This window comes from Nonomuraea sediminis (assembly GCF_018531495.1).
GTDB lineage: Bacteria > Actinomycetota > Actinomycetes > Streptosporangiales > Streptosporangiaceae > Nonomuraea > Nonomuraea sediminis.
On the sequence record NZ_JAHDTI010000026.1, the window covers coordinates 1 to 24,679 of the forward strand.

The window sequence follows — 24,679 nt, forward strand, 5'->3', positions numbered from 1 at the left end:
TTCGGCTCCGAAAACCGTTCGCTGGACCTCGGGCTGCTGGAGTGTTCCGTACGAGAAAAGCAGGTGCATGATCCAAGTCAATCAGTTGCGTGTCCGCGACCAACGAGCGGCTCCGGGTGCGGGCGACCATCATCTGGATCAGTCGGCCACCGCCTCGGCGGTTGGCGCAGCGTCCGGTTCAGCCTCGGGTGTCCCGGATTTCTGATGAGGCAGCCGGTGCGGGTCGCGGCCTTCTCGCCGGGAGATCTCTTCGGGGTCGCAGAGGCTGCCGTCTGGCCAGGCCGGCGTCTTCCATCTGTGGCCGGTACTACCCGTATGCAGTGCTGGACCCGGAAGTGCTGCTCCTGACCGGCACGTCCTCCCTGATACGGATCTTCGCGGCAGATGCGCCCATGGGCTTTCGCCGGTTCCCGTGGCGGCCCTTGCTCTTCAGCCGCCGATGTCATAACGGTTGGGCAGCAGGGTGGGACGGGCGCCCTGCCGCTTCGGCTGTGCGCCGTCCGCGCCCGTCTTCTTGGATTCGCAGCTGACCGGAGACCTACTCAGGCTGCGGCGTCGCTGCGGCCAGCCTGGAGATCTCGGCGGCGACAGCGCCCGGGGCGGGCGCGACGGTGACACGGGCGATGCCGTCCAGGCTCGGGTGGGCACCGACACGGACCCCGTGCCGCGCGTTGCGCAGCAGGTCGATGTCGTTGATGTCGTTGCCGAAGGCGTTGTACTCGTCGATGCCCAGCGAGGTCAGGGCCTCCCACTTGTTCGTGGTGCCCTGGGCGAAATCGATGATCGCCTCGTCGAGGTGATGGTTGACGGTCATCCCCAGCACGCGGCCGGCCTCGGCGAGGGCCGCCATGTCGGTTGCGTTGACCACGAGGAACTTCACGACAGAGGGAAGGTCAGCGAGGTCGACCCGACGGGCGAGGCAGCCTTGGTCGACGCGGCTGAGAATCGGGTGGTCGGCCGGCCCGGTGTAGGCGTAGTCCCAGGGGCCGTCGGCGAGGTAGCCCGCCTGGTACCGCTCGGCCTCGACCAGCAGCTTGTCGAGTTCGCCGGCACCGAACGCGGCGCGCGCCCGGACCTGGCCGCCGATGGAGACGAGGCTGCCGTTCCCGCCGATCAGCGTGGCGGCGGGGAAAGCCCCGTCGAGGACAGGCAGGAGGTCGCGGACCGGCCTTGCGGAGGCGAAGACCAGCTGATGACCGGCATGTTCACATGCCTCGATGGCGGCGAGGATCCGGCTGTCGATCGCCCGTCCGTCGAAGCAGAGCGTGCCGTCGATGTCGAAGACCGTGGTGCGGGCGCTGGAAATCACGGTGAGATGGTATCGAGCCGACGCATGGCTCCCCCGGCTGCTTACAGGCACGCGAGGCACAAGGGAGACACGACCCAGAGGTCGTAGGAGCATGGCGGGTCCCTCTCTGTCAGACTCTCGTGAGACCTGGGGACGAAGTAGTCTTCTGAGGCTCAAATGGGGCGAGAACAGGATCTTTCAGGTAGCGACTTTGACGGTGGCCGACCTCCGTGGGGATCTCGCCGACGATGGTGAGGTGGACAAGGGTGACAGGCCTCGATCGGATAGGCCTAAGCGGCGCTCGTTCACGCCGGAGTACAAGCTGGCGATGGTCGAGGCCTACGACGCGGCGACCGAGCCGGGGGCCAAGGGCGCGTTGCTGCGCCACGAGGGGCTGTATCACTCGCACATCATCGAGTGGCGAAAGGCCCGTGATGCGGGAGCGTTGAACGCGCCGGCGGCTCAGCCTTCCGGCCCCAAGACGCGCAAGAGCGAGGCCGAGAAGGAGAACGAGCGGCTACGGGCACGGGCGGAGAAGGCCGAGCGGGAGTTGGCCAAGACCAGGGCCGCATTGGAGATCATGGGAAAGCGCACGCGCTCTTGGAACTGCTCTCCGAGAGCGCGGACAACGACGCGCCGCCCAAGATGTGATCGACCAGGCGTTCGCCGCGCTGGAACCCGTGCTCGGTGTGACCGCGGCGTGCGCCCTGTCGGGCAAATCGCGGACCACCGTGCACCGGCATCGCCATCCCGCGCCGGTGGTGCTCGGACCGCGCCCGGCACCTGCGCCGCACCCGGCCGCGTTGAGCCCGGATGAGCGGGCGCGGGTGCTGGCCGACCTACGCTCGGCCCGGTTCGTCGACAAGGCGCCAGCGCGTAGTTGGTCGGGACCCGAACAAGGTTCGAACCACCGACCTGGACGGCACGGTTGGCCAGCGCGACGTCCCAGCCGGAGTGGTTGGCCCGGAAGTTGGAGTTGACGTGGCACCAGGCGCACGCCTGTTCGGTCGTAGGGTTCCACAGCACCTCCCCGAAGCCAACCTCCTGACCGTGGTAATGGATGTACTGCCTGGGCATGACCTCGCGCCCGGACAAGCAGTCTGCCGCCTGGGCGGGAGCGGCTCAACGACCGTCAGCGCTGAGACGGCGGTGATCGTGGTCGCGAGCACTCCGCGGGCGATACCCGGTCGGGTTCTTCATTGGGGCACCTCTTCTGACCTCCAGACCTGAAGCGGCCAGGTGGCCGATCTAGGGTTGGGCATGCCGGTCGGAGTGCTGATCCTTTAGTTGCTGGTGGTTGGGCTAGGGGCCGGCGAACCGCCAGTTGTTGTTCACCTCGGCCCATTGTGACCCGGCCGACCCGGAGTTTTGGGTGTAGCCGATCTCCCCCGTCACCGCCGCGCGCGAACACGATGGTGTAGTTGGATGTGGGGCTGGTTACGACGGTCGGGTCACCGGCGAGTTTCCACCAGTGCTGCAGCCCGGCCCTACAGGCCGTATTCGATGGCAGTCGCGTCCGGCTGTACGACGCCCTGGACGGCGGTCGCGCTACCTGGGGCGGCTGCGACCAGGGCACCGCTGGCAGGCGCGGCGATCGCGATCGCCGTCCCTATCATCGCGGCCACCCCCGCGAGGGCGGAGGTCTGACTGAAACGCATCATGTGCTCCTTGTTCTGGGATTAGTTGTCATCGTCGCTCTGGCTATTGCGGCGGCGAGAGTTGCACAGTAGACGGCTGTCTTTACTCCGATGTTCCTTCCTGGCTGGGCCGACATGAGCCTGCGAGGGCAGTATCCGCGAGCACTCCCTCGGTGCGGTAGGACCAGGGTGTCCGGGCCGACCGGATGGAGTCACGTTTCCCGTACGAACCCGTACACCCCCATGCGGCATACCGGGCCGAGGCTCCACCGTGGTCCCACCAGTATCCTGCAGCCGACCAAGCCCCTTCTGTCACGCCGTTACAGGATGTGCCCACTCAGAGGGCGTTACGCAAGTTGATGTCCCTTCCGTCGCTTGCGCTCGGGATGACGTGCTGGTCAAGGGCTCTGCGGGGCTACGGTCGAGGCTGAGCGAACATGCGCCCCATAGCTCTGCGGCTAACGTCCCCCAAGCCACCGACAACCCACCGTCATCCAACTGACGCAGAGGACTCCGGACATCCGCGCAGAGGACTTCGGATATCGACAGGGAGTTTCGGGACGGATCGACCTGGGCGAACGCCGCCGCTCGAGGCGCTTCGCTCGACCGTCCCGGAAACGACCGTTTCCGGGACGACCCAAGGACGCGACAGTGATTGTGGCCGTATGTAGGGCGCGGTGGCCGGCCAAACTCATCGGTCATGCGGCCGGATGGGGTGCCGATGACTTTCGCTCTGCGATCGCCTCTGTATGAGTAGGAGGTGGTTGCCATGACCAGAGCGGTCGTTGTCCGGGACGAGGCACGCGGCGAAGAGGCAGGCGTGCGCGATCAGGCGCAGACCACGGCCGTGGTCACCGGAGCCAGTCGCGGTTTCGGATCGGCGATCGCCGCCGCGCTGATCGACCGGGGTCACCGCGTCGTCGGCGTCGCGCGCACCGCCGAGGCGCTGGCGGACCTGCGCCGGGAATTGGGTGCGGCGTTCGTCCCGGTGGTCGCCGACGCGACCGACGCGAAGACCGCCCGCACCCTGATCGAGCGACACCAACCCACACTGCTCGTACTCAACGCGGGCGCGATGCCCGCCACCGGCCCTGTGCACGAACAATCGTGGGAATCGTTCAGCCGCAACTGGCACGTTGACACCCAACACGCCTTCCACTGGATGCGCGCGGCGCTGCGACACCCACTGGCGCCCGACAGCCTGGTGGTGGCGATGTCCAGCGGCGCCGCACTGCGCGGCTCACCACTGAGCGGCGGATACGCGGGCGCGAAAGCGATGATCCGATTCCTCGCCTCTTACGCCGCGGACGAATCCCGCCGCGCCGCCCTCGGAATCCGCTTCGCGACCGTGCTGCCGCAACTCACGCCTGCCACCGAACTCGGTGCCGCCGGTGTCGCCGCATACGCCGAGCGCGCGGGAATCGACGCCGCCGCATTCGCGGCAGCACTCGAACCGCTGCTCACGCCCGCCATCGTCGGCGCCGAGATCGCACGGCTGTGCGGGGACACCGGCAACCGGGACGAGCTGCGGGTATACGAGCTCACCGGCCACGGACTTCACGCGCTGGCGTGAACAACAAGAAGGAGAAGGAAATGTTGCTGGAAAACAAGAATGTGGTCGTCTACGGCGCGGGCGGAGCGGTCGGCAGCGCGGTCGCCCGCGGATTCGCCCACGAAGGCGCCAGGGTCTTCCTGACCGGGCGACATCACGACAACGTCAACACCGTCGCGAAGGAAATCTCCGCCGCGGGCGGAGCCGTCGAGACCGCTGTTGTCGACGCCAGGGACGAGAAATCCGTCACCGAACACCTCGACGCCGTCGTCGCCGACGCCGGCCGCATCGACGTGTCGTTCAACGCGATCGGAATCTCACCGCGGGGACTGCAGGGAATCCCGCTCACCGACCTACCGGTCGACAATTTCATGCGACCGATCACGACATACGCTCAGGCTCATTTCGTGACCGCGAAATCCGCCGCACGGCACATGATCCCCCAAGAATCGGGAGTGATCATGATGCACACACCCGAACCGGCCCGCGTGAGCCTGCCCCTGGTCGGTGGCATGAGCGTCGGCTGGGCGGCGATGGAAGCCCTCAACCGCGCGCTGTCGGCCGAATGGGCCCAGCACGGCGTCCGCTCGATCTGCCTGCGCACCACAGGCATGGTCGAGACACCGGTCATTGATGTCGTGTACGGGCTGCACGCCGACGCGCTGGGCATCCCCAAAGACCAATTCACCGCGGCCGTCAGCACGATGACCCACCGCAAACGCCCCACCACCCTGGCCGAACTCACAGCGGTCGCGGTATTCCTCGCCTCCGACCGAGCGTCCGCGATGACCGGAACCGTCGCCAATCTGACCGGCGGAATCATCGTCGACTGACCATGACACGCCCTGGCCGCCACGCACCACACCGGCAGCCGGGGCACCCCCGACAGAGGAGCAAAACAATGAACGATCTACTCGCGAGCGCGATTGCCGCGCACGGTGGTCTGGACCGGTGGAACCAGATCCAGACGATCCGCGTCGACGCCGCCATCACCGGGGCCTTCTGGCAGGTCAAGGGCAAGGCTGACGTGCTGAGGGACATCCGCTTCGAGGTGGACACCACACGGCAACGGCTGACCATGGACTTCGTCGGTCAAGACCGACGGTCGCTCTTCCAGCCCGACCGGGTCGTCCTGCAGCAATCCGACGGCACGGTTGTCGACGCGCGCGACAACCCGGAGCAGTCGTTCGACGGCCACCAGTTCCAGACACCGTGGGACGACCTACATCTTGCATACTTCACCGGGGAAGCACTGTGGACGTATTTGAATACGCCGTTCCTGTTCACGTGGCCGGGGTTCGTCTGTGAAGAGATCGCGCCCATCGAGGCCGACGGTGAAACATGGCGGCGGCTGAACGTGACCTTCCCCGACCACATCAAGAGCCACACCCGCAAGCAGACGTTCTGCTTCGGCCCGGACGGGCTGCTGCGCCGCCACGACTTCACCATCGACATCGTCGACCCGGGCACCGAGTCACAGCTTTGCGCCGCTGACTACCACGACATCGACGGCATCATCATCCCAGCGACCCGCCGGGCCTACACCACCGTGGGTGACGACCAGATCATCTTGGTCGCCATCGACATGGCCGACATCACCGTCCGTTGATCCGAATTCCTTCCGCACAAGGACCTCACGATGAACAACACCCACCGCCCCTGGATCGTCACGGCGGGGGAATGGGAGGCCGCGCGCTTGCAGCTGTTGGCGAAGGAGAAAGACCTGACTCGCGCTCGGGACGCCTTGGCCGCAGACCGCAGGCGGATGCCATGGCTGAAGGTAGACCAGGAATACATCTTCGAAGGGCCCAACGGAACAGCCCGCCTGCCCGACCTGTTCGACGGCCGCCGTCAGATGCTGCTCTACCGTGCCTTCTTCGAGCCAGGGGTGTCCGGCTGGCCCGACCACGCGTGCGTCGGCTGCTCGCTGATGGCCGACCAGGTAGCCCATCTCGCGCATCTCAACGCCCGCGACACCACGCTGGCCTTCGCCTCACGCGCGCCGCAACCCGACATCGAGCGGGTGAAAGCGCGCATGGGCTGGTCCATACACGATCACCGACGGCTTCGACGCCGACTTCGGCGTGGCCGAGTGGTACGGCACGAACGCCTTCATCCGCGACAGCGTCTACCGCACCTATTTCATCAACGAGCGTGAACACGAACCGATGGGAGGGACCTGGACTTCCCTCGACTTCACCGCACTCGGACGCCAAGAGGACTGGGAGGACTCCCCCGAAGGCTACCCACGGGTGCCGCGATACTCGTGGCTCAACCGACACGACGACTACGACCCGGCCGAGCCTCCCAGCCACCCCGCCACCGTCGACCCGAAGCGCGCCCACTGACGACCGACGCGACAATCGGCCGGACCCGCCAAAAGCCTCGAGTATCGACTCCCACGGCGGCCACAACACGTCACCCACAACAGAATCGGCGGATCATGCACGCTATGACTGAGACTAAGGCCGGCAACGATGATTTCGGACGACTGAGCGAACCGTTCCGACGCGAGCTGCTCGCCTACTGCTATCGCATGCTCGGTTCGGTCGACGAGGCCGAAGAAGTGGTGCAAGACGTCTATCTCGACGCCTGGCGGGCATACGACGGGTTCGAGGGCCGCTCGTCGTTGCGGACCTGGCTCTACCGCATCGCGACCCGGGCGTGTTTCAAAGCGCTGGAAAAAAGCAGACGCAGGCCGCTGCCCGCCGATCTCGGCGCCCCCGAGACAAACCCGGAGGCCAGGCTGGTCGAGCGAACCCCGGAGATACCGTGGCTCCAGCCGATACCCGACTTCCTGTTCGCCGCCGCACCGGTCGACCCGGCAACCGTCGTGGTGCAACGACAGACCATGCGGCTCGCCCTGATGGGGGCACTCCAGCAGCTGCCACCGCGACAACGAGCCGTGCTGATCCTGCGCGACGTGCTGCAATGGCGGACCACCGAGGTCGCGGAACTGCTGGAGATGACAACAGCGGCCGTCAACAGCGCACTCCAGCGAGCCCGAGCCCAGGTTCCGCTCAGCGAGGACCGTCTGACCGAACCGGCCGAACCACGGCAGCGAGCCCTGCTCGACCGATACGTCACCGCATTCGAAACCGCGGACGTCGATCAACTCGTCGCGGTATTGACCGAAGACGCACGATGGGAAATGCCACCAATCGCGACCTGGTTCGAAGGCCGCGACACCATCCTCGCCTTCCTTGCCAGACAGATGCGGATAATCGGACCAGCCGAACTGGTCGCCACCTCCGCCAATGGACAGCCCGCCTTCGCGGTGTACGCCCGCGGCCACGACGGTGCGCGCCACCCCCACGCACTGCACGTATTGACAACCATCGCTGAGGGCGTCAACAGAATCGTCGCGTTCCACGGCTCCGGGCTGTTTCCGCTGTTCGGACTCTGACCAGGCAACGGCATGTCCGAACAGGAAAACATCGCCCAGCACGCACAGCTGCGGCTGTTCTGCCAACTCATGCTCGGTTCAGCCGACGCCGCCGACCACATGATTCAGCAGGTCTACCGTCGTGCACTCGAATACCACGACGAGCTAGAGAATTGGCCATCGGAACGCGTTCAACTGTTCCGTATCGCAGCCGACATCTGCGGAGTCCGCCGACAAGGCCGGAACAGATACTGCTACGGCCCGGGCGACGACATCGGCGATGAATAGCTCACGGCCGGGTCGCGCTGGTGAGGGCCAGCGCGTGCAGCAGTTCGGCCAGTTCTTCGTCGAAGAGTTTGTAACGACACCAGTCCGTGCAGACGTCCGCGTATGCGCAAAGCAAGCGCCAGCGCGGCGGGTGGCAGGTCGGAAAGGCCGCGCGGACCTCGCTACGGAGGCCGGGATCGAAATCGGACCATTCGAAGCTGCCGCTTTGATGAAGATGTTCGGCGTGGGTCCACGCGACCGCGGCGAGGCCCGTCAGTCCAATGCAAATCCGCCGTGTGGCGTCGGGTGCCGGACCGCCCTTGGGCGCCTTGTAGCCCGGAACCGCGTCGCTGAAGACGAGGCGGAAGCCCTGGGGGTTGTTCAGCGATCAATTACAGCGTAACCGTCTGTTGGTCGTTCCGCACAAACAGGAGAATCATGCAAATCGGAGTTATCGGTGCCACCGGCACTATCGGCAGCCGAATCGTCACAGAGGCGCTCGAGCGCGGGCACCAGGTCACGGCGTTCAGTCGCGACGTCTCTAGCATTCAGGACAGTCGTGAGAACATCCGATGGAAGAACATCGATGTCACCGATGCCGGCAGTATCGCCGCGGTCCTACCTGGCCTCGACGTCCTGATCAGCGGATTCGGAGCCGGCAACGCGGCCAACGACCCTGCTGACGCCGTGGCGCGCGCCATCGCCAACCCCGGCATCTACGCCCGGGCAGCCGCCGCGTTGCTGAACGCACTGGAAGGCTATGCCCGGGTCCGGCTCATTGTCGTCGGCGGCGCCGCGAGTCTCGAGGTCAAGCCCGGACTGGTGTTCGCCGACTCCGACGAGCTTCTCAATGCCGCGATCGACGGCTTCGGCCTGCCCAGGGAATATGCCGGGGCGATGCGCGGTCACGGCGACGCGCTGAACCTCTTTCGCACCTCCAACCGGCTCTGGACCTACCTCAGTCCAGCCGTGGAAATCGCCCCCGGCGAACGCACCGGCCGTTTCCGGATCGGCGGTGACCAACCCGTCATGGACGCCGAGGGGCGCAGTCGCATATCCGCCGAGGACGCAGCCGTCGCCGTTCTCGACGAAGTGGAGCTTCCGCGTTTCGTACAGCGCCGCTTCACCATCGGCTATTGAGCGCGGCACCAAACGTGACGTCGACAACCGAACTAACGAACACCTGACCACGAGAGGATTTGCGAGCACACTCACCCCAGGGAGCAGGACGCGGTGCCGGCGCAGCCATGCGGCGAGGGCGCTCCGAATGGTTTCCTTTTCGAGACCCTCTTCCATTCCGCGCAGCTCGCTTCGGTACGCGTGAAGCTATTGGGTTCAGACGGCAGGAGGCTCGCGACCGTCATCAGGATCAACGAGAAGGGCGTCCATGCGTCGGGACGGCGTCGAGTATCCCGTCTGGTCCGCCGTGCATGGGATGGCCATGCTCACCCAGGCACTGACCCATGCGCGACGTACCCGAGGCCATCCGCCGTCATCTGGAGGAGCTCACCCTCGCCTTCATCGCCGAGGGCCTCGCGTAGAACCCAGACGGGAATCATCGTCACGGTCAGTTGCCAGGGCGATTTCACAGCCGCATGTTTGGGGGGATCGTCACCTGATGTCCGGATCGACTGCGGCTACGTAGCCGTGACATGTGCGGTCCGAGTTGCGAAATCGGCGCTGATGGTCACGTAGTCATTCGCCTACCGGGTGGATGCCTGCTGGGAAGCGGGCGCAGTTACGGTGTGGCCAGTGGTTCGCGCCGTACGCCGGGGCAGGAGAAGTCCGATGACCGCTCCGGCGAAGGCCAGTGCTGCCGCTGTTGCGATGGCAGACCCGAAGCCGTCGCTGAATGTTTTCGCGGAGCCGAGTCCACCCCGGGTCATGAAAACCGCTGTAGTGATCGCGATCCCGAAGGCTCCGCCGAGCTGGCGGACCGTGTTGAACGTACCCGAAGCAGCACCGATCGCCGCTATCGGTACCGCCCCGATGACGGCGCTCTGCGCCGATGGGATCGCCAACGAGATGCCGACTCCGGAGATCACGAATGGGAGGATCAGTGGCGGATAGGTCAACCCAGGCCCGGCGATCAGCGCGATCCACCCAAATGCGACAGCCTGCAGCAGCAGCCCGGCCACCACCAGCGGCCGCGCGCCGATTCTGTTTACTTGCCTACCCGCGACCGACGCGACCACGAAGAGTGCCACAGTCCACGGTGCCAGCAACAATCCTGTGGCCATCGGACCGTGCCGCAGTACGACCTGCAGAAATTGGGCAAAGAAGAACGCGCCGCTGAAGGTGGATGCGAACAAGAGGAACCCGGCAGTATTGCCAGCGGAGAAGGCGCGCGTTGCGAAGAAACGCATCGGTATCAGCGGGGCGTCGGCACGCAACTCCCAGCCGACGAATACGACGAGCGCGATCGCGCCGCCGGACAGCGCCGTGACGACCTCGACGCTAGCCCAACCGGATTCGTTTCCTCTGATCAAACCCCAAACAAGTCCGAACGCTGCTGCGCTCACCAACCCGATCCCGACATAGTCCAGACCGCGCGGGAAACCTGCGTTCTCCTCGAGCCGCACCAGAACCAAGGGGACCAGCACGGCAGCGATGGGTACGTTGATCCAGAAGATCCACTGCCATGTCAGGTACTGCACAATCGCTCCGCCGACGAGCGGACCCCCGAGCGTGGCCAGCCCGGTGATCGATGCGAACAATCCCAACGTTCGCGGCCGCTGTTCGGGTCCGAACGCCACCGACAGCACGGACAAAGCTGCTGGCGCCACTGCGGCGGCACCGACGCCCTGGATCGCGCGGGTCGCGATGAGCCAGGGCAGGCTCGGTGCCAGCGCACAACCCGCGGAGGCGATCCCGAACAGGGCCAGTCCACCTACCAGGACTCGTCTGCGGCCGTATTGTTCGCCCAGGGCCGCGCCGGCCATGAGCAGCACGGCAAACGGCAGGGTGTACGCGTTCACGGTCCATTCCAGTTCGGCAATGGAGGCATGGAGATCCAGCGCGATCGCATGTAGGGCAGTGGTGACGACCAGGGCATCCAGCAATATCATCAGCGATGCCGTCGATGTCAGCGCGAGTACCCAGCGCTGCCTTTTCGTCATGGTCATTGGCGATGCCCTTTCGAAGTGGCGGTGATGTTGGCGTGTGTCCGTATGAGCTGCGTGATTTTCCGGCCGCCTTGCCGCTGGTCATCCATGCCGGCCATGGGCAGACTGCCCGAACCGGGCGGGTCTGCCGTCGGGTCAAGCGCCTCCACCCTGCGCGCGTAGTGAGGCGCGCGGGGTGGAGGACGGTGACCCCAAGGAGGCGCTGGCCGGCCGACATCGACGATGACTCCATCGAGCGAGACGTTCTCGCTGATGACGATCTTTTCCATGGCAGTTCTCCCTTCTTTGGAGTTGTCGGCCACCACTGATCTAGACGCCGCGACGTCGGGAAAGGGGGCGCTCATCAACCGCCCCCTTCGCCCCTCGGCCGGCGTCCATACAGGATGGAAGCTCGACAAAGTGAAGGAGAGAGGTGACCGGAGTGGAGTTGGCGAGAGCCGACCTGATCAGCAGGGCGCGAGCTGGGGACGGCGAGGCGTTCCGAGCGCTGACCGAGCCGCATCTCCGTGAGCTACAGGTGCACAGCTACCGGATGCTCGGATCGTTCCAGGACGCCGAGGATGTCCTCCAGGACACCTTGTTGGCCGCCTGGCGGGGTCTTGCAGGGTTCGACGGTCGTGCCTCGCTCCGCACCTGGCTCTACCGGATCGCCACCAACCGTTGCCTCGACTCGCTTCGCTCGGCCAGCCGACGCCCGGCCAAGAAGTGGGACATCCCCGAGGTCGAACCGCCCGAGCCGACCCGACTCGGCGAAGTCGTCTGGCTGGGGCCATATCCCGACGCCCTCCTCGAAGGTGCGATCAACCATCCCCTCGGCCCGGAGGCTCGCTACGAGCAGACCGAATCCATCTCTCTGGCCTTCGTGACCGCCCTTCAGGTCCTGCCGCCTCGCCAACTCGCCGTCCTCGTCTTGCGCGACGTCCTCGGATTCCACGCGAACGAGGTGGCCGACATGCTGGACACGACCGTCGAATCGGTCAAGAGCGCCCTCAAGCGGGCGCGTGCCGGCCTACAGCGCCGCCGGTCCACGATCGCCGACCGCGAACCGCCTCCCGCCGCCGACTCACCCGCCGAGGATGCGATCGTGGCGAACTTCGTGCACGCCTGGGAGACCGCCGACATCGACGCGCTGGTGGCCCTGCTGACCGACGACGTCTTCATGTCCATGCCACCGCTGCCCCTCGAATACGAGGGCCGAGACGTCGTGGCCAGCTTCTGCGCCAGCATGTTCGGCACAGGCCGCAGGTTCGACCTCGTGCCGACGCGCGCCAACGGCCAGCCGGCGTTCGGAGCCTACCTGCGCGCTCCTACCGGCATCCGCCACGGGACCGGCCTGTTCGTCCTCACCCTCGCAGGCGACCGGATCTGCGCCATGACCCGCTTCGAGAACACCGTGCTCCCATCGTTCGGGCTACCGCGATCACTCCCCCATTTCCGGAAAATGGGATAAATCTATTCGAATACGGCAGATCATTACACAGGTTGTTGCCGCAAAACGGATATAGCAGCCCACCCGACCAGCACCGACACGACATAGCGCTACGCCCACATACTTCCCGCAGCCGCAGAAGGCTCAGTTGAGGTCCTTCGGGTCGCCAACTTCGTCCAGGTTGAGGTTGACGTGCTTGAGCGGCGAGAGCCGGGCCACGTCCTCATCCAGCACCTCGCGCCCCTCCGGGCAGCTGGCGCGGGTGTCAATGATCTTCTGTCCTTCCTGCGCGCCCAGGCCAAGCGGCTGCTGGCCGTCGATTTCTTCCACATCGACACGATTTCCTTAAGACACCTGCACGTGCTGTTCGTGATGGAGATCGCGGCGCGTTCACATCCTCGATGTGGCCGCTGGCCGACTCCTGGCGCCCCTACCGCTCCTGGGCGTCCTTCCTCTTTCGCGCCACCACCTACGGCACCCTCGACGATCAAGCCGCCAAGCCGGGAGAGTTCGCCACATGATGCTCCGATGAGCCGTTCGAGCTTGCGCTTACTCATCGCCGCCGCACTGGCGACATCCCTGGCCGGCTGCGGCCTCGTCACCCAGCTCACAGGTCGGCGGAACTTCACCGCGCAGAGCGATGCGATGGCGCCGACGCTGAAGCGAGGCCAGAGATTCACCATCCGAACAACGGATGATCATTACGCTCCGAAGCTCGGCGACATCGTGATCTACCACCCTAAGCAATGGCCGGGTATGGAGGGCGAGTACGTCTCGCGCGTCATCGGAGTGCCAGGAAGCACCGTACGCTGCTGCGACGACGGCCGGGTCGTCGTGAACGGACAGCAACTGTCGGAACCCTACGTCTCGGCCAACCCCGCCTCGGCGCGCGACTTCGACATCAGCGTCCCCCGGGGACGTATCTGGATCATGGGCGACAACCGGGACGTATCGCTGGACTCGCGTGCACACCAGGGAGACCTCGGCTCGGGCACCATAGCGATCACTGACGTCACCGGCATCGTCGAATCCTCGAAGTAAACCGCTCTTGACCGGGTTCGGTGGGCCGTCTTTCATCGGTGGGGCGCGGCCGACGACGAAGGGAAACGGACATGGGGCGGGGACTCACCACTGAGGAAGGCATCGAGCTCGCGGCGGTGCAGAGCAACGTCGCCGCGATCGTGGCCGCGGGCAGCCTCCAGGCCCTGACTGCCACGGGCATCTTGAACGGCTGGGGTGACGACCCCCTCGATTACGACGACTTCCACCAGCGATTCAGCCAGCTGCTCAAGAGGCTGAAGGAGCTGACGAAGGCCGAGAAGATCGTGGTGGACGACACACTCCCCGCGACGATGGGCGCGAACGCCGCCACCGGGACCGACGACTCCGGCAAGCTCTACGCGCGCATCGACGTGCGCGCGGAGTTCGTCAGCGCCGCCAACCCCGTCTCGCGGACCGTCCGGGCCATCGACCTGATGCACGAGGTGGCGCACACGCTCCTGGAGAAGGACACCTTCCCCGTCAGGGACTACACCTACCGGCACACCTGGGCGCAGGGCTGCCTGGCCCGCGCGGTCGGGACCGAGAACGCCGACACCTACGCCGAGGCCGCCGCACGGCTCGCCGAGACGATCGAGGAAAAGCCGCCGGGGTACTACCGGGAGATCGGACGGGTGCCAGCCCAGCGCGAGGCGCTCCGCGCGATGCCCAGCATCACCGTCGGACCGGCGCTGGCCTGGGCGGACATCGTGATCAACAGGGCGTGGCTGCGCGCCGAGGACTACCGGGACTTCGGCAAGCGGGTCGACGGAACGGTCGCCTGGTCCAACCTGGTCAAGGAGTGGGAGAGGGACCCGTCCGCCCAGTCGATGCTCTACGGCATCGAGACCTCCCTCCGGGAGCGCAAGGTCATCGGCGAGCGGGTCGGCACGCTCAAGGTCACGCTGAGCGACGACGACCGGGTGACGACCGATGCCCTCGCCGCGTTCTTCTCCGGCATCAAGGACGCACTGAAGCGGCTGCAGCCGATACTCCTCCCGGTCGGCGCGGATCTGGTGTACGACGCCGGCGCCGACGAACTCCGGATCCCGTACGGTCTCGCCGCGACGCCTCCGCTGGACCTCGGCAACCTCATCGCGCGGACGCTGGTCGCCGCATCCGCCGTCCCAGGCAAGCTGGCCTCATTCAAGGGCACCCTTGTGGACCTGCTCACGACCCATGACCGGCCGCAGGAGCGTAGCCAGGTGTTGGGGATCGCCGGTCAGATCAAGGAGATGCCCGCCGTGGCGCCGACCGCCGCCGACTGGAGCAGGGCCCAGGTGGGCCTCGACCTGGCCGCCCTCGACGGCCTTGCCGCACTGTGGAGGAAGTTCGCGCTGGTCGCGGGGGAACCGGCAGGTCTGTCCACCCAGAAGGTGGAGGAGTACCGCATCGGCCTGCCGCGGAGCGTCGCCGTGGCGCTGAAGGCCCTGCACCGCCTGTCCGGCCAGGAGACCCCGGCCGACGCCAAGCGCCGGGCCGGCGCCGTCAGGGCCATGATGGACGCGCTGGTCCCGATCTCCGCCCGCTCGGTCAACCAGCAACCGGGGTTGTCCACCCACTACGGCGCCCTCGCAGCCGGCCTGGCTCCCTACAGCTAGCTAGGCCGTGTTTCGAAAGATCACGTGTGTGAGGCGTGTCGGTGATCGTTGAACGAAGAAGTCTCCGGTAGTTGGTTCAACGACCAAGAAGAACGAAATACCGGAGACCTCGTGGCCGGCGTAGTGGTGACGAGGCGGCATGACCTCACTGACGCGCAGTGGGCGGCGCTGGAGCCGCATCTGCCTGCCGTATCGGGCAAGGGGCGTCCGCCGAAGTGGAGCAGGCGGCAGTTGATCGACGGGATCCGATGGCGGATCCGGACCGGAGCGCCGTGGCGGGACGTGCCGGCCTGCTACGGCCACTGGCTCACCGTGTACGTGTACCGCTTCAGAATTCATTGCGGGCTGCTTGATCTGTGGTTTTGACCTCAGCCACCGTGCGGGCAAGATCGCGGTCTGTGTCGGTTCGTCTGCTGTATCTGACCCTGATTCGGGTGTTCGGCTGGCTGGTGTTGCTGGGACGTGGTCAGTCGTTCAAGGACGTCGAGATCATGGTGCTGCGGCATGAGGTGGCCGTGTTGAAGCGTCAAATCGTCCGACCGAAGCCGGATTGGGCTGATCGAGCGCTCCTGGCGGTATTGGCCCACTTCCTCCCGACGGTGCTGCGGGCTCACCGGCTGGGGCACCTTGTTGGCGTGGCATCGTCGTACAGACCGGCTCCCCGAGGCCTCGACACCTCCTGGCGGACATTCTTACGCCTGCAGGCCAAAGGGCTGTTGGCCTGCGACTTCTTCCACGTCGACACGATCTTCTTGAAGCGCCTTTATGTGTTGTTCGTAATGGAGATGGCGACGCGGTTCGCATCCTGGGCGTAACCGCCAACCCCAGCGGCGCGTGGACGGCTCAGCAGGCTCGCAATCTGCTCCCGGATCTCGGGCGAAGGGCCAGCTCGTTCCGGTTCCTCATCCGTGACCGGGACGCCACGAGCCAATTCCTAGGCCGAACGCTGGGTGCGCACCCTCCGAGCTGAAGGCACGGACCGGATGCTGATCTACGACGAACGGCATCTTCGATCGGTCCTGGAGGAGTATGCCGAGCACTACAACGGGCATCGGCCTCACCAGTCCCGCCAGCAATGCCCACCTGAGCAAGACGAACAAGTCATCGTGCCGCTGGAAGGTCGGATTCGACGCCGAAGAGTGCTCAGCGGAGCGATCAACGAGTACCACCGAGCCGCCTAGATCACCCGAAGAAACACCAGTTCAGACCACGTGAACGAGTTTTGAAGCGAGACAGGGCTCTGCACCGGAGGGTTGACAAGTTTCACTGATTTCAGAAACTAGAGAAATGAACAACGGCCGAGGACTGATCGACGTACACCACCACATCGTCCCCAAGGAATACACGCAGACCCTGTCCAAGCTCGGTGTCAGCGAGGGCCTAGGAGTACGGCTGCCGAAATGGAGTGCCGGCAAGACGCTCGACGTCATGGACGAGCACGGGATCTCGACGTCGATCCTGTCGATCTCCGCGCCAGGCGTGTACTTCAAGGAGCAGGACAACGCGTTGGCCGTGGCACGGGAGCTGTCACGCCGGACGAACGAGATCTGCGCCACCCTGATCAAGGACCACCCGGGAAGGTTCGGCGCCTTCGCCACGCTGCCACTGCCCGATGCCGATGCCGCGCTGGACGAGCTCGCCTACGGCCTCGACGAGCTCGGGCTCAACGGAGTGGTGCTGCTCACCAACTACGACGGCTACTACCTGGGAGACCCGAAGTTCGACGCGCTCTTCGCCGAGCTCGACCGCAGGGCCGCGGTGGTGTTCGTCCATCCGCAGTCCCCTCCAGGTCGGGAGCACTCCCATCTGGACCTGCCGGAGGCGATGCTCGACGTGTGCTTCGACACCACGCGGACCGCGTTCTCGCTGATGGTGAACGGGGTCACCAAGAGATATCCGAACGTGCGCTTCATCCTCGCCCACGCCGGCGGCGCGGTGCCGTACATGGCGGCCCGCGTGGGCATCACGGCCTCGATGCTGGCGAACCTGAAGGGAGCCGCTCCGATCGTCGCCGACGGCATGGGCAAGATCTTCTCGGTCTCCCGCAAGCTGGAGGAGAAGATGCCCGAGCAGCTGAGCTACTACCTGAGATTCAAGAAGAACGTCCTGCCCGAGGGGCCCGACCATTTCCTGGGGCGCTTCTACTACGACACGGCCCTTTCGGCGTCGCCGCACGCCTTCGCTTCCCTGCTGACCGTGGCCCACTCTTCCCATATCGTTTTCGGGACCGATTACGTCTTCGCCACGGAGGCGGCCGTGCCCTCGACCATCGCAGGTGTTCGCGAGTACGCCGGCTTCACCCCGGAGGATCGGGCGGCGATCGAACGGGAAAGCGCCCTGGCGCTCTTCCCGACCCTGCAGTAGGACGGCGATGACCTCTTGGCAACACTCCTTCATCGAGGAGCTCGGAGCGCTGGGCCCGGAGATGGGCATCCCCCGCGCCATGATGCGCATCACCGCCTGGATGATGGTCTGCGATCCGCCCGAGCAGTCGGCCCAGCAGATCCAGGAGGGGCTGCGGCTCTCGGCCGCAGCGGTGAGCACGGGCACCCGGCAGCTCATCACCGCCGGCATGCTCGAACGCGTGTCACACCCGGGTGACCGCCGCATCTACTACCGGCTCGCCTCAGGAAGCTGGCAGGGCCCCCTGGAGGCGAAACTCCGGGCGCTCGGCCGCCTGCGCCACGTCGCCGACCAGGGCATAGCAGCGGCCGGGAACCAGGCCGACTACCGCCTCGTCGAGATGCGCGACGCCTTTGCCTGGTTCGAGGACCAACTCGACCACCTCATCAGGAACCGCCGGCGCCCCAACCCGTAGCCGCCAGCCGGACCGGGCCGAACAGGCCGCTCACGCGCTGCCCCTTCCCGATGAAGTGCGTGGGACCGGCCTCGTCCATGTGCGGTCCCAGCGTGCCGAGGACGAGGATCTCCAGGCTGCTCTCGGGGGCCTCGAGGTCCAGGTCGAAGATGTACGGCGAGCACACACGGACCCCATGGGACCGGCCGTCCACGAAGACCTCCGCCGTGCCGCGCACCCGGCCCAGATCGAGCCTGGCAGGGCCCCGTGCGGTGACGGTGATCCGGTAGCGGACGCCGCCGCTGAAGCCCGCCAGCCCCTGGAACTCCCAGTCGCCCAGCCGCATCCCCCGGACCCGCATGTGAACCGGATCGGCCCGTCAGGGTGGGCGAGCCGGGGGAAGTGGTGATCCGGAGTTCCACCCGTGCGGGGCGGGTGACCAGCGGCAATCGCAGCCTTGATGGCCCTGCTCGATGTCGGCGCCTTCGGCCTTGGCGTTGCGGATGGCCTCGGCCTAGCCATGAGGGCCGCGTAGGTCGGCCAGGGGGCCGTGGTGGCGGCGGGCCCCGAACCACGCGATCAACGCGCCCACCGCCGCCGACGCGGCTCGGCCGACTTCGCCAAATACCTGTCGGACCCGGCCTTCAGAAGGAAGATCTCGCGGCAACTCAACAAGGACGAGAGCCTGCACGCGCTGCGCCGCGACCTGCACTACGCGCAGCAGGGCACGATCACCCGGCCGCACCTGGAGCAGCAGACCGAGCAGGCGTGGCGCCTGACCCTGCTGACCAACTCCGTGATCGCGTGGACGACGGAATATTATTCTCGCGCGATGCTGGAGCTGCGCTCCCAGTGCCGGGACGTGCCTGATGAGATCCTTTCGCACATCTCGCCCGGCCACAGCGACGACATCAACTTCTTCGGCGTAATCAATGTCGACGTGGGCGAGCCGAGCAGAGCTGGGCGCCACCGCGCCGGTGGTGGCGGGAAGACGCAGGAACTGACCCAAGAACACTGCACTATCGGCCATCACACCGCCCACCGCTCCGGCAGCGCGTGTTCCAGGCGCGCCATGAATGCCGGGTCTTGCGGCCGTTGTCGCACACTGCGGTCGGCGGTGAGCCGGCCAAGCGAGCGGGGCTCCACCGGTGACCGGCCGCCCTGGGGGCTTGCGATGTCCTGCTCGAATCCGTGGGCCTCGAGCAGGTCGTAGAAGTGGGTCAGCTGCCCCGTGGGCTTGTCCGAGTCGCCGTAGGTGCCCTGGTTGGTGACGATGTTGAGGATCTTGCCCATGATGTTTGCTCTCTGAGATGGTCTTGTGGTCCTTCGATCGTGTCGACGGTGACCGCGGCTCGTGGTGTTCAGGCCTGTTCGGTGGGGCGTACGAGGAGTTCGGCGACGGCCACGTGGCGGGGGCGGGTGACGATGTAGCCGACGGTGTCGGCGACGTCGTGGCTTTGCAGCCGCTTGATGTCGCCGAGGGCGGCGGCGATGTGCTGCTGGATGGCGGCCGGGTTGTGGGTGCGCAGTTCGGTGTCGACGCTGCCCGGCTCGATGACGGACACGCGGACGTGCTGGCGCGTGAGTTCCTGGCGCAGTGCCTCGCTGAAGGCGCCGACGCCGAACTTGGTGGCGCTGTATACGGCGGACATGGCGTAGGCGTTGCGGCCGGCGAGGGAGCCGATGTTGACGATGTCGGCGACCTGACGCGGGCCTTCTGCTGCTGCCTTGACCAGGTGGGGGACGGCCGCGTGGGCGGTGTACATCAAGCCCATGAGGTTGATGTCGATCATGCGCCGCCAGTCGTTCAGGTCCGCGCCGGGCGCGGGCCCGAGCAGCATGAGACCGGCGTTGTTGACCAGGATGTCCAGGCGGCCCAGGCCCGCCACGGTCCGATCGACCGCATCCGCGGCGGCCTGGGCGTCGGTGATGTCGGCGGGCACCACCAGCGCATGTCCGCCGGCGCCCGTGATCTGCCCGGCCAGATCGGTGAGCCGGTCCTCGCGCCGACCGACCAGGGCCACCGACGCGCCCTCGCGAGCGAGTTCCAGGGCGGTGGCGTGGCCGATACCGCTGGAAGCCCCGGTGACCAAGGCGACGGTTCCTTCAAGACGACGAGTCATGGTTCAAGCCTTTCGATGAACGACCACGCTGCCGCGGGCCGTACGGGATAGGAGGTCGACGGCCCTATTGGCGGGCCGTACGGGGACGACGGCCGGTCAAGGCCGAGCCACGGGCACAATGGGGAAGTGAGCATCACTGGGCAGAACACCGACGACGCCACCAGCCAGGAGACCAAGAAGGAGGGAGAGCTGCCGCCCCGCGAACGCCTGGTCCGGGCAGCGTCGCGGCTGTTCTATTACGAGGGTGTACGCGCGATCGGCGTGGAACGGCTGATCGCCGAGGCCGGGGTGACGAAGGCGACCTTCTACCGGCACTTCGCTTCCAAGGATGACCTGGTTCTGGCGTATCTGCTGAGCAAGGACGCCTACTATCGGGCGGTGGCCGAACCGCTGGCCGCCGGGCACCCGCCCGAGGAGGCGATCGACCTGATCTTCGAGGCGATCGCCGAGCACGCCCGCGAGCGCGGATTTCGCGGATCGCCGTTCATGAACGCGGCCGCCGAGTACCCGGATGCCGCCCATCCGGTGCGCCGCCTGGTGGCGTCCCATCGGGACTGGACCCGCGCCCTCTTCCAGGAGCTGCTCACTCGGGTCGACCATGCCGACCCGGAGTCGGCCGCCGGTGCGCTGCTGATGCTGTACGACGGCGCGATGGCAGCCGGTTACCTTGACGACACGACGGCCGCCCACAAGACCCTGCTGGACGCGGTCCGGCTGATCCGATCGGGGGGCTGATCCCATCGGGGGCGCATGCGAGGCCGACCGTCAGGGCGGCGTGTACCGGTTCGGGATGGGCCGGCGGGTCGGCAACGCGCGGCGTCAGGTCGGCGAGGGACTCGGCGGCGGGGGCTCTCTGACCCTGGGGCGGATTTGGCTTCATGGAAGTTGTTCATCTCTGTTCGACGCGCACCTGGGACCTAGCGGCAGTTCTCCGCCTGGAGGCTGTCCCGCCCCGACGGGCGAGAGGCCACTCAGGCCACTACTCAAGAGGTAGGAAGACCGGTCGTTCTACCTGGTGACGATAGCCTACCTTGCGTACTGCGCGCCAGTGGGCCATCCGAGCGCGGGGTCCCTCACCGGTTCGGCGCTGGCCAGAGGGCCTCCCCAGCTTGCACGGCCCTGATTCTTCTGGCGCCGCCTTCGAACCGCATTCGATAGGAGCCCGAGTTGTCGCTCTGTGATGTCGGCGTTGGAGATCGAGGTCGCCACGTTCCTCGGCCGTGACTGCTATCGGCGCGCCGTTGCGTCCGCGAAGTTCGCCTCGCGGCTGTTCGGCAAGGTCGCCAGCATTTAAATCTCCCTGCCTGCAGGACCTTATTGAGCCCGACTCTGATTACATACATGCCCCTGCCAAGTCCACCAGGCCCGAGCATGCAGGAGGGAGATTGCCGGTCGCATCGCGTACGTGAGGTGCTGGTCATCGGCATGACTACGAAATTGCGGCACCTTGCGTCGCGCCTAGACCTCGTCCGAGGACCACGTAAGGCGTCCGGCCTAACCGCCAGGCCGACCTCAGCTCCCCGCCTGACCATACCCAGGCGCCCGCCCGGGGTAGAACGCCGAGGATTTGACACGCCGAATGATCAATCGGCACCCGCAGCCGCGCCCATGAACGCGAACTCCACCATCCCGACACGCAGCTCCGTCATAGCATCCCCAACCGCTCCGCGCCCGCCAGCCTGTCACGCACCGAGGGCCATCTGGCGAGGGCGTTCCGTACGTCCGGTCGGGTCTCGTCGCGCAGCGCCTGCGCGTGGGCCCGCTCAAGCACGTCGTCCAGGCGCTCGAGCCTGCCGCTCGTCGCAGACTGCACCGCCGCCTCCACCATCGCCAGGCTCATCACGTTCTCGTGCACCTCGCCGGACGGCAGCTCCCCGGTCCGGAGCGCCCGCACGAACACCTGCAAAGCACCCGCGATTCCGGAGTACGGCGGGCCGGCCGGTGCGCTGACGTCCACCTCGGCGTCGAGGACCGGCTCGTGGTCGCCGTCCCAGAGCGCAGTGCCCTTCTCGCCGCTGACCCGCCAGGTCCCGTTCCATGAGGTGATACCGCCGGGACTGCACCAGCTGCCGTTGTAGACATACCGGGTGCCGCCCTCCATCTCGAACACCACGGTCGCGTTGGCGTCCCCCGCGAACCAGCTCCACGGCGGGTTGTACGACTGGCAGTACGCCGTTACCGGCTCGGCCCGGAGCAGGAAACGCGCCGAGTCGAAGGCGTGGATCGCCATGTCGACGAGCAGCGGGTACGCCATCAGGTCACGAAACCCGCCGAACCGCTCGGATCGGAAGAACGCCGTACTCACCGTCCCGATCGCGCCGAGCCGCGCGACCATCCCCCGTAACGCTGCGAGTTGCGGGTTCCAGCGGCGGGACTGGCTGACCATGAACAGTTCACCGGTGACCTCGGCCGCGGCGGCCAGTGACAGCGCTCGGCTCACGTTCTCCGCGACCGGTTTCTCACCGAGCACCGGCAGGCCGGCGAACAGCGCGGCAGAGGTCACCGGGTGGTGCGCCTCGGGGACGGTCACGTTGATCAGAGCCTGGGCGCCAGTCTGCCGTGCGAGAGCCTCGGCGTCGGCGCCGACTGGAAGGTACGGCAAGCCGGCCGAGTCGGCGGCGTCCCGGGCCAGCGCCACGTTCAGGTCGGCGATGCCGGTGAGGGTCACCTCGGGTGAGTCGGCGATGGTGGCCAGCCAGGCCCGACCCATGCTGCCGGCGCCCACGAGAACCACCCGGAGCGGGTCCGCCGGGCTGGAGGGGATCGTCCTGAACCTCACTGGAGCGGTCCCGTGTAGCCCTGGCCCTGGAAGAACTCCTCGGTCGCGTACCGCAGGAGCACAGGATGGCTCCGTTCCGGCCGATCGGTGCGTGCCCAGGCGACGCCGTTCGCGATGACCCGGCGTACGTCCTTGTGATGGTAGGTGGGGTATGCCTGGTCCCCTGGCCGGAAGTAGAAGATCTTGCCGTGCCCGCGGCGGAACGTGCAGCCGCTGCGGAACACCTCCCCGCCGCTGAACGAGCTGATGAACACGATTTCGTCCGGCGCCGGGATGTCGAAGAACTCCCCGTACATCTCGTCCTCCTCGATGATCAGCGGGTGCGGCACGCCCTTGGCGATGGGGTGCGTGGGGTCGACCGTCCAGATGAGCTCACGGTCGTGCTCGTCGCGCCAGCGCAGCGTGCAACTCGTACCCATGAGCTTGATGAAGATCTTCGACCAGTGCCCGGAGTGCAGCACGACGAGCCCCATCCCGGACAGCACATGCCGGTGGACGCGCTCGACGACCTCGTCGGACACCTCGTCGTGCGCCGCGTGACCCCACCAGGTGAGCACGTCGGTGTCGGCCAGCACCTCCTCGGTCAGCCCGTGCTCCGGGTCGTCCAGGGTGGCGGTACGGACGACGCAGCCGTCGGCGAGGTTCTCCTCGATGCCCTGCGCGATCGTGGTGTGCATGCCCATCGGATAGATCTTCGCCACGTGCTCCTCGATTTGCTCGTGGCGGTTCTCGCCCCACACCGTCACACGCAGCGGGCCGGCGGCGGTTGTGTTTGTCATGTCGAATCCTTCTGTTAGGTTCACTTGACCGCGCCGGCGGTCGTACCTGCGGCGACGTAGCGCTGGGCGATGACGAGCAGGACGATGGCCGGCAGGGAGGCGAGCACGGCGGTGGCCATGACCGAGCTCCAGTCGTTCACATATGTCCCGATGTAGGTGTACAGCCCGAGCGTGACCGGGCGTACGTCCTCGGTCGTGGTGAGGGTGAGAGCGAACAGGAAGTCCGCCCAGGAGAAGAGAAAGGTGAACAGGGCCGCGGTGATGAGCGCGTTGCGGCTCATCGGCAACACGATGGAGATGAACGTCCGGATGTGTCCGGCGCCGTCCACCCGGCCGGCCTCCAGGACCGCCCGCGGGATGTTGGTCATGAAAGCGCGGACGATCAGGATCGCGAACGGGATGCCCGCGGTCGAGTCGGCGAGGATGAGGCCTGGGATCGAGTTGAGCAGTCCCAAGTCGTTATAGGCGGTGTAGAGCGCGTTCGCGATGACGATTCCCGGGATCATCTGCGAGATCAGGATCCCGAAGAGGAACGCGCCCGCGAAGCGGACCTTGAACTGCGCCAGGGCGTACGCTGCCGGCATCGCGATCAGCAGGCTGAACGCGACCGAGCCGAGGGCGACGACCAGGCTCGTGACCAGGTTGCGGCCCTGCTGGCCGAGCGCGCTGGCGTAGCCGTCGAAGCTGGGATCTAACGGCAGCCACGGGGTGCCGACCGCCGAGCCGCTCGGCTGCAGCGAAACGTTGACCATCCAGTAGATCGGGAACAGCAGGACGGCGAGGATGATGATCCCGGCGACGGTGCTGCCCCAGCCGGCCCTTGTGCGCCGACGCCGACGGGCGACGTGCGAAGGCGCGGGAAGCGTGGTGGTCATGACT

28 protein-coding genes and 1 pseudogene are annotated in these 24,679 nt (G+C 66.4%); 18 read left to right on the forward strand and 11 right to left on the reverse strand.

Annotation, left to right across the window (positions count from 1 at the left end; genetic code table 11):
- Nucleotides 1–538: 538 nt before the first annotated feature.
- Together KIK09_RS54960 and KIK09_RS54970 are read right to left on the reverse strand one after the other, a co-directional pair.
- Nucleotides 539–1,309, reverse strand: coding sequence for an HAD hydrolase family protein (locus tag KIK09_RS54960; RefSeq protein WP_214323682.1), 771 nt, complete (start codon nt 1,307–1,309; stop codon nt 539–541).
- Between the two features lie 1,466 nt (nt 1,310–2,775).
- The gene (locus tag KIK09_RS54970; protein ID WP_214323684.1) at nt 2,776–2,949 is read right to left on the reverse strand and encodes a hypothetical protein; all 174 of its coding nucleotides are present in this window, start codon (nt 2,947–2,949) and stop codon (nt 2,776–2,778) included.
- A 745-nt stretch (nt 2,950–3,694) separates the two neighbouring features.
- On the opposite strand from KIK09_RS54970, the gene KIK09_RS54975 reads away from it, so the two are divergent.
- From KIK09_RS54975 to KIK09_RS55005, 8 genes are all read left to right on the forward strand, one after another.
- Nucleotides 3,695–4,498, forward strand: a complete 804-nt coding sequence (locus KIK09_RS54975; protein ID WP_214323685.1) for an SDR family oxidoreductase — start codon at nt 3,695–3,697, stop codon at nt 4,496–4,498.
- Nucleotides 4,495–5,310, forward strand: a complete 816-nt coding sequence (locus tag KIK09_RS54980) for an SDR family NAD(P)-dependent oxidoreductase (protein ID WP_214323686.1) — start codon at nt 4,495–4,497, stop codon at nt 5,308–5,310. The genes KIK09_RS54975 and KIK09_RS54980 overlap by 4 nt, the downstream gene beginning before the upstream one ends.
- Nucleotides 5,311–5,312: 2 nt before the next feature.
- Nucleotides 5,313–6,086 (forward strand): hypothetical protein, encoded by a 774-nt coding sequence (locus KIK09_RS54985; protein ID WP_214323687.1) that lies wholly within the window; start codon nt 5,313–5,315, stop codon nt 6,084–6,086.
- Between the two features lie 30 nt (nt 6,087–6,116).
- The gene (locus tag KIK09_RS54990; protein ID WP_250574275.1) at nt 6,117–6,635 is read left to right on the forward strand and encodes a DUF899 family protein; all 519 of its coding nucleotides are present in this window, start codon (nt 6,117–6,119) and stop codon (nt 6,633–6,635) included.
- Nucleotides 6,562–6,825, forward strand: coding sequence for a DUF899 family protein (locus KIK09_RS58825; RefSeq protein WP_308164470.1), 264 nt, complete (start codon nt 6,562–6,564; stop codon nt 6,823–6,825). Before KIK09_RS54990 ends, KIK09_RS58825 begins: the two co-directional genes overlap by 74 nt.
- A 95-nt stretch (nt 6,826–6,920) precedes the next feature.
- Nucleotides 6,921–7,883 carry a sigma-70 family RNA polymerase sigma factor gene (locus tag KIK09_RS54995; RefSeq protein WP_214323688.1) on the forward strand — a complete coding sequence of 321 codons (963 nt, stop codon included), beginning with the start codon at nt 6,921–6,923 and terminating at the stop codon, nt 7,881–7,883.
- 12 nt (nt 7,884–7,895) lie between these two features.
- The gene (locus tag KIK09_RS55000; protein WP_214323689.1) at nt 7,896–8,150 is read left to right on the forward strand and encodes a hypothetical protein; all 255 of its coding nucleotides are present in this window, start codon (nt 7,896–7,898) and stop codon (nt 8,148–8,150) included.
- A gap of 417 nt (nt 8,151–8,567) precedes the next feature.
- Nucleotides 8,568–9,269 (forward strand): NAD(P)-dependent oxidoreductase, encoded by a 702-nt coding sequence (locus tag KIK09_RS55005; protein ID WP_250574277.1) that lies wholly within the window; start codon nt 8,568–8,570, stop codon nt 9,267–9,269.
- A 563-nt stretch (nt 9,270–9,832) separates the two neighbouring features.
- On the opposite strand, the gene KIK09_RS55010 is transcribed toward KIK09_RS55005, so the two are convergent.
- Entirely contained in the window at nt 9,833–11,254 is a 1,422-nt protein-coding gene (locus KIK09_RS55010) for a DHA2 family efflux MFS transporter permease subunit (RefSeq protein ID WP_214323690.1), read from the reverse strand.
- Complete coding sequence (locus KIK09_RS55015; protein ID WP_214323691.1) at nt 11,251–11,523, reverse strand: hypothetical protein; 273 nt, start codon at nt 11,521–11,523, stop codon at nt 11,251–11,253. The genes KIK09_RS55010 and KIK09_RS55015 overlap by 4 nt, the downstream gene beginning before the upstream one ends.
- Nucleotides 11,524–11,675: 152 nt before the next feature.
- On the opposite strand from KIK09_RS55015, the gene KIK09_RS55020 reads away from it, so the two are divergent.
- Nucleotides 11,676–12,704, forward strand: a complete 1,029-nt coding sequence (locus tag KIK09_RS55020; RefSeq protein ID WP_214323692.1) for a sigma-70 family RNA polymerase sigma factor — start codon at nt 11,676–11,678, stop codon at nt 12,702–12,704.
- Between the two features lie 123 nt (nt 12,705–12,827).
- Here the strand turns inward: KIK09_RS55020 and KIK09_RS55025 are convergent, their stop codons facing one another.
- A complete protein-coding gene (locus tag KIK09_RS55025; protein ID WP_214323693.1) occupies nt 12,828–13,013 on the reverse strand; it encodes a transposase in 186 nt (61 codons plus the stop codon).
- Nucleotides 13,014–13,211: 198 nt separating this feature from the next.
- On the opposite strand from KIK09_RS55025, the gene lepB reads away from it, so the two are divergent.
- The 7 genes from lepB (at nt 13,212) to KIK09_RS55060 (ending at nt 18,140) form a co-directional block, all read left to right on the forward strand.
- A complete protein-coding gene (gene lepB / locus KIK09_RS55030) occupies nt 13,212–13,724 on the forward strand; it encodes a signal peptidase I (RefSeq protein WP_214323694.1) in 513 nt (170 codons plus the stop codon).
- A gap of 71 nt (nt 13,725–13,795) precedes the next feature.
- A complete protein-coding gene (locus KIK09_RS55035; protein ID WP_214323695.1) occupies nt 13,796–15,322 on the forward strand; it encodes a hypothetical protein in 1,527 nt (508 codons plus the stop codon).
- A gap of 48 nt (nt 15,323–15,370) precedes the next feature.
- Nucleotides 15,371–15,688 (forward strand): transposase, encoded by a 318-nt coding sequence (locus KIK09_RS55040; RefSeq protein ID WP_214323696.1) that lies wholly within the window; start codon nt 15,371–15,373, stop codon nt 15,686–15,688.
- A gap of 32 nt (nt 15,689–15,720) precedes the next feature.
- A complete protein-coding gene (locus KIK09_RS55045; RefSeq protein WP_214323697.1) occupies nt 15,721–16,137 on the forward strand; it encodes a hypothetical protein in 417 nt (138 codons plus the stop codon).
- A gap of 135 nt (nt 16,138–16,272) precedes the next feature.
- A complete protein-coding gene (locus KIK09_RS60940) occupies nt 16,273–16,503 on the forward strand; it encodes an integrase core domain-containing protein (RefSeq protein ID WP_214323698.1) in 231 nt (76 codons plus the stop codon).
- Between the two features lie 106 nt (nt 16,504–16,609).
- Nucleotides 16,610–17,686, forward strand: a complete 1,077-nt coding sequence (locus tag KIK09_RS55055; protein WP_214323699.1) for an amidohydrolase family protein — start codon at nt 16,610–16,612, stop codon at nt 17,684–17,686.
- A gap of 7 nt (nt 17,687–17,693) precedes the next feature.
- Nucleotides 17,694–18,140 (forward strand): GbsR/MarR family transcriptional regulator, encoded by a 447-nt coding sequence (locus KIK09_RS55060; protein ID WP_214323700.1) that lies wholly within the window; start codon nt 17,694–17,696, stop codon nt 18,138–18,140.
- On the opposite strand, the gene KIK09_RS55065 is transcribed toward KIK09_RS55060, so the two are convergent.
- Nucleotides 18,112–18,480, reverse strand: coding sequence for a hypothetical protein (locus tag KIK09_RS55065; protein WP_214323701.1), 369 nt, complete (start codon nt 18,478–18,480; stop codon nt 18,112–18,114). The genes KIK09_RS55060 and KIK09_RS55065 overlap by 29 nt on opposite strands.
- Nucleotides 18,481–18,672: 192 nt before the next feature.
- On the opposite strand from KIK09_RS55065, the pseudogene KIK09_RS60945 reads away from it, so the two are divergent.
- A pseudogene (locus tag KIK09_RS60945) lies at nt 18,673–18,984 on the forward strand (Tn3 family transposase); the annotation flags it as partial.
- 164 nt (nt 18,985–19,148) lie between these two features.
- Here the strand turns inward: KIK09_RS60945 and KIK09_RS58835 are convergent.
- Nucleotides 19,149–19,412: a type 1 glutamine amidotransferase family protein gene (locus KIK09_RS58835; RefSeq protein WP_250574279.1), complete on the reverse strand. Its 264-nt coding sequence runs from the start codon at nt 19,410–19,412 to the stop codon at nt 19,149–19,151.
- 68 nt (nt 19,413–19,480) lie between these two features.
- Nucleotides 19,481–20,242: an SDR family NAD(P)-dependent oxidoreductase gene (locus KIK09_RS55075; protein WP_214323703.1), complete on the reverse strand. Its 762-nt coding sequence runs from the start codon at nt 20,240–20,242 to the stop codon at nt 19,481–19,483.
- A gap of 126 nt (nt 20,243–20,368) precedes the next feature.
- On the opposite strand from KIK09_RS55075, the gene KIK09_RS55080 reads away from it, so the two are divergent.
- On the forward strand, nt 20,369–20,977 hold the full coding sequence (locus tag KIK09_RS55080) for a TetR/AcrR family transcriptional regulator (RefSeq protein WP_214323704.1): 609 nt from the start codon (nt 20,369–20,371) through the stop codon (nt 20,975–20,977).
- 910 nt (nt 20,978–21,887) lie between these two features.
- Here KIK09_RS55080 and KIK09_RS55085 read toward each other — a convergent pair.
- Genes KIK09_RS55085 through KIK09_RS55095 form a run of 3 tightly spaced genes read right to left on the reverse strand, consistent with a single transcriptional unit; the run spans nt 21,888 to nt 24,675 of the window.
- Nucleotides 21,888–23,021, reverse strand: coding sequence for a Gfo/Idh/MocA family protein (locus KIK09_RS55085; RefSeq protein WP_214323705.1), 1,134 nt, complete (start codon nt 23,019–23,021; stop codon nt 21,888–21,890).
- A complete protein-coding gene (locus KIK09_RS55090; RefSeq protein ID WP_214323706.1) occupies nt 23,018–23,800 on the reverse strand; it encodes a ThuA domain-containing protein in 783 nt (260 codons plus the stop codon). The genes KIK09_RS55085 and KIK09_RS55090 overlap by 4 nt, the downstream gene beginning before the upstream one ends.
- 20 nt (nt 23,801–23,820) lie before the next feature.
- Nucleotides 23,821–24,675, reverse strand: a complete 855-nt coding sequence (locus KIK09_RS55095; RefSeq protein WP_214323707.1) for a carbohydrate ABC transporter permease — start codon at nt 24,673–24,675, stop codon at nt 23,821–23,823.
- Nucleotides 24,676–24,679: the final 4 nt, after the last annotated feature.

Coding starts and splice junctions, on each gene's coding strand:
- KIK09_RS54975 (WP_214323685.1), top strand. CDS start 3,695: ATGACCAGAGCGGTCGTTGTCCGGGACGAGGCACGCGGCGAAGAGGCA.
- KIK09_RS54995 (WP_214323688.1), top strand. CDS start 6,921: ATGCACGCTATGACTGAGACTAAGGCCGGCAACGATGATTTCGGACGA.
- KIK09_RS55055 (WP_214323699.1), top strand. CDS start 16,610: ATGAACAACGGCCGAGGACTGATCGACGTACACCACCACATCGTCCCC.
- lepB (WP_214323694.1), top strand. CDS start 13,212: ATGAGCCGTTCGAGCTTGCGCTTACTCATCGCCGCCGCACTGGCGACA.
- KIK09_RS55000 (WP_214323689.1), top strand. CDS start 7,896: ATGTCCGAACAGGAAAACATCGCCCAGCACGCACAGCTGCGGCTGTTC.
- KIK09_RS54985 (WP_214323687.1), top strand. CDS start 5,313: ATGACACGCCCTGGCCGCCACGCACCACACCGGCAGCCGGGGCACCCC.
- KIK09_RS55060 (WP_214323700.1), top strand. CDS start 17,694: ATGACCTCTTGGCAACACTCCTTCATCGAGGAGCTCGGAGCGCTGGGC.
- KIK09_RS58835 (WP_250574279.1), bottom strand. CDS start 19,412: ATGGGCAAGATCCTCAACATCGTCACCAACCAGGGCACCTACGGCGAC.
- KIK09_RS55035 (WP_214323695.1), top strand. CDS start 13,796: ATGGGGCGGGGACTCACCACTGAGGAAGGCATCGAGCTCGCGGCGGTG.
- KIK09_RS55090 (WP_214323706.1), bottom strand. CDS start 23,800: ATGACAAACACAACCGCCGCCGGCCCGCTGCGTGTGACGGTGTGGGGC.
- KIK09_RS54970 (WP_214323684.1), bottom strand. CDS start 2,949: ATGATGCGTTTCAGTCAGACCTCCGCCCTCGCGGGGGTGGCCGCGATG.
- KIK09_RS55015 (WP_214323691.1), bottom strand. CDS start 11,523: ATGGAAAAGATCGTCATCAGCGAGAACGTCTCGCTCGATGGAGTCATC.
- KIK09_RS55095 (WP_214323707.1), bottom strand. CDS start 24,675: ATGACCACCACGCTTCCCGCGCCTTCGCACGTCGCCCGTCGGCGTCGG.
- KIK09_RS54990 (WP_250574275.1), top strand. CDS start 6,117: ATGAACAACACCCACCGCCCCTGGATCGTCACGGCGGGGGAATGGGAG.
- KIK09_RS55065 (WP_214323701.1), bottom strand. CDS start 18,480: ATGCGGGTCCGGGGGATGCGGCTGGGCGACTGGGAGTTCCAGGGGCTG.
- KIK09_RS55075 (WP_214323703.1), bottom strand. CDS start 20,242: ATGACTCGTCGTCTTGAAGGAACCGTCGCCTTGGTCACCGGGGCTTCC.
- KIK09_RS55005 (WP_250574277.1), top strand. CDS start 8,568: ATGCAAATCGGAGTTATCGGTGCCACCGGCACTATCGGCAGCCGAATC.
- KIK09_RS55010 (WP_214323690.1), bottom strand. CDS start 11,254: ATGACCATGACGAAAAGGCAGCGCTGGGTACTCGCGCTGACATCGACG.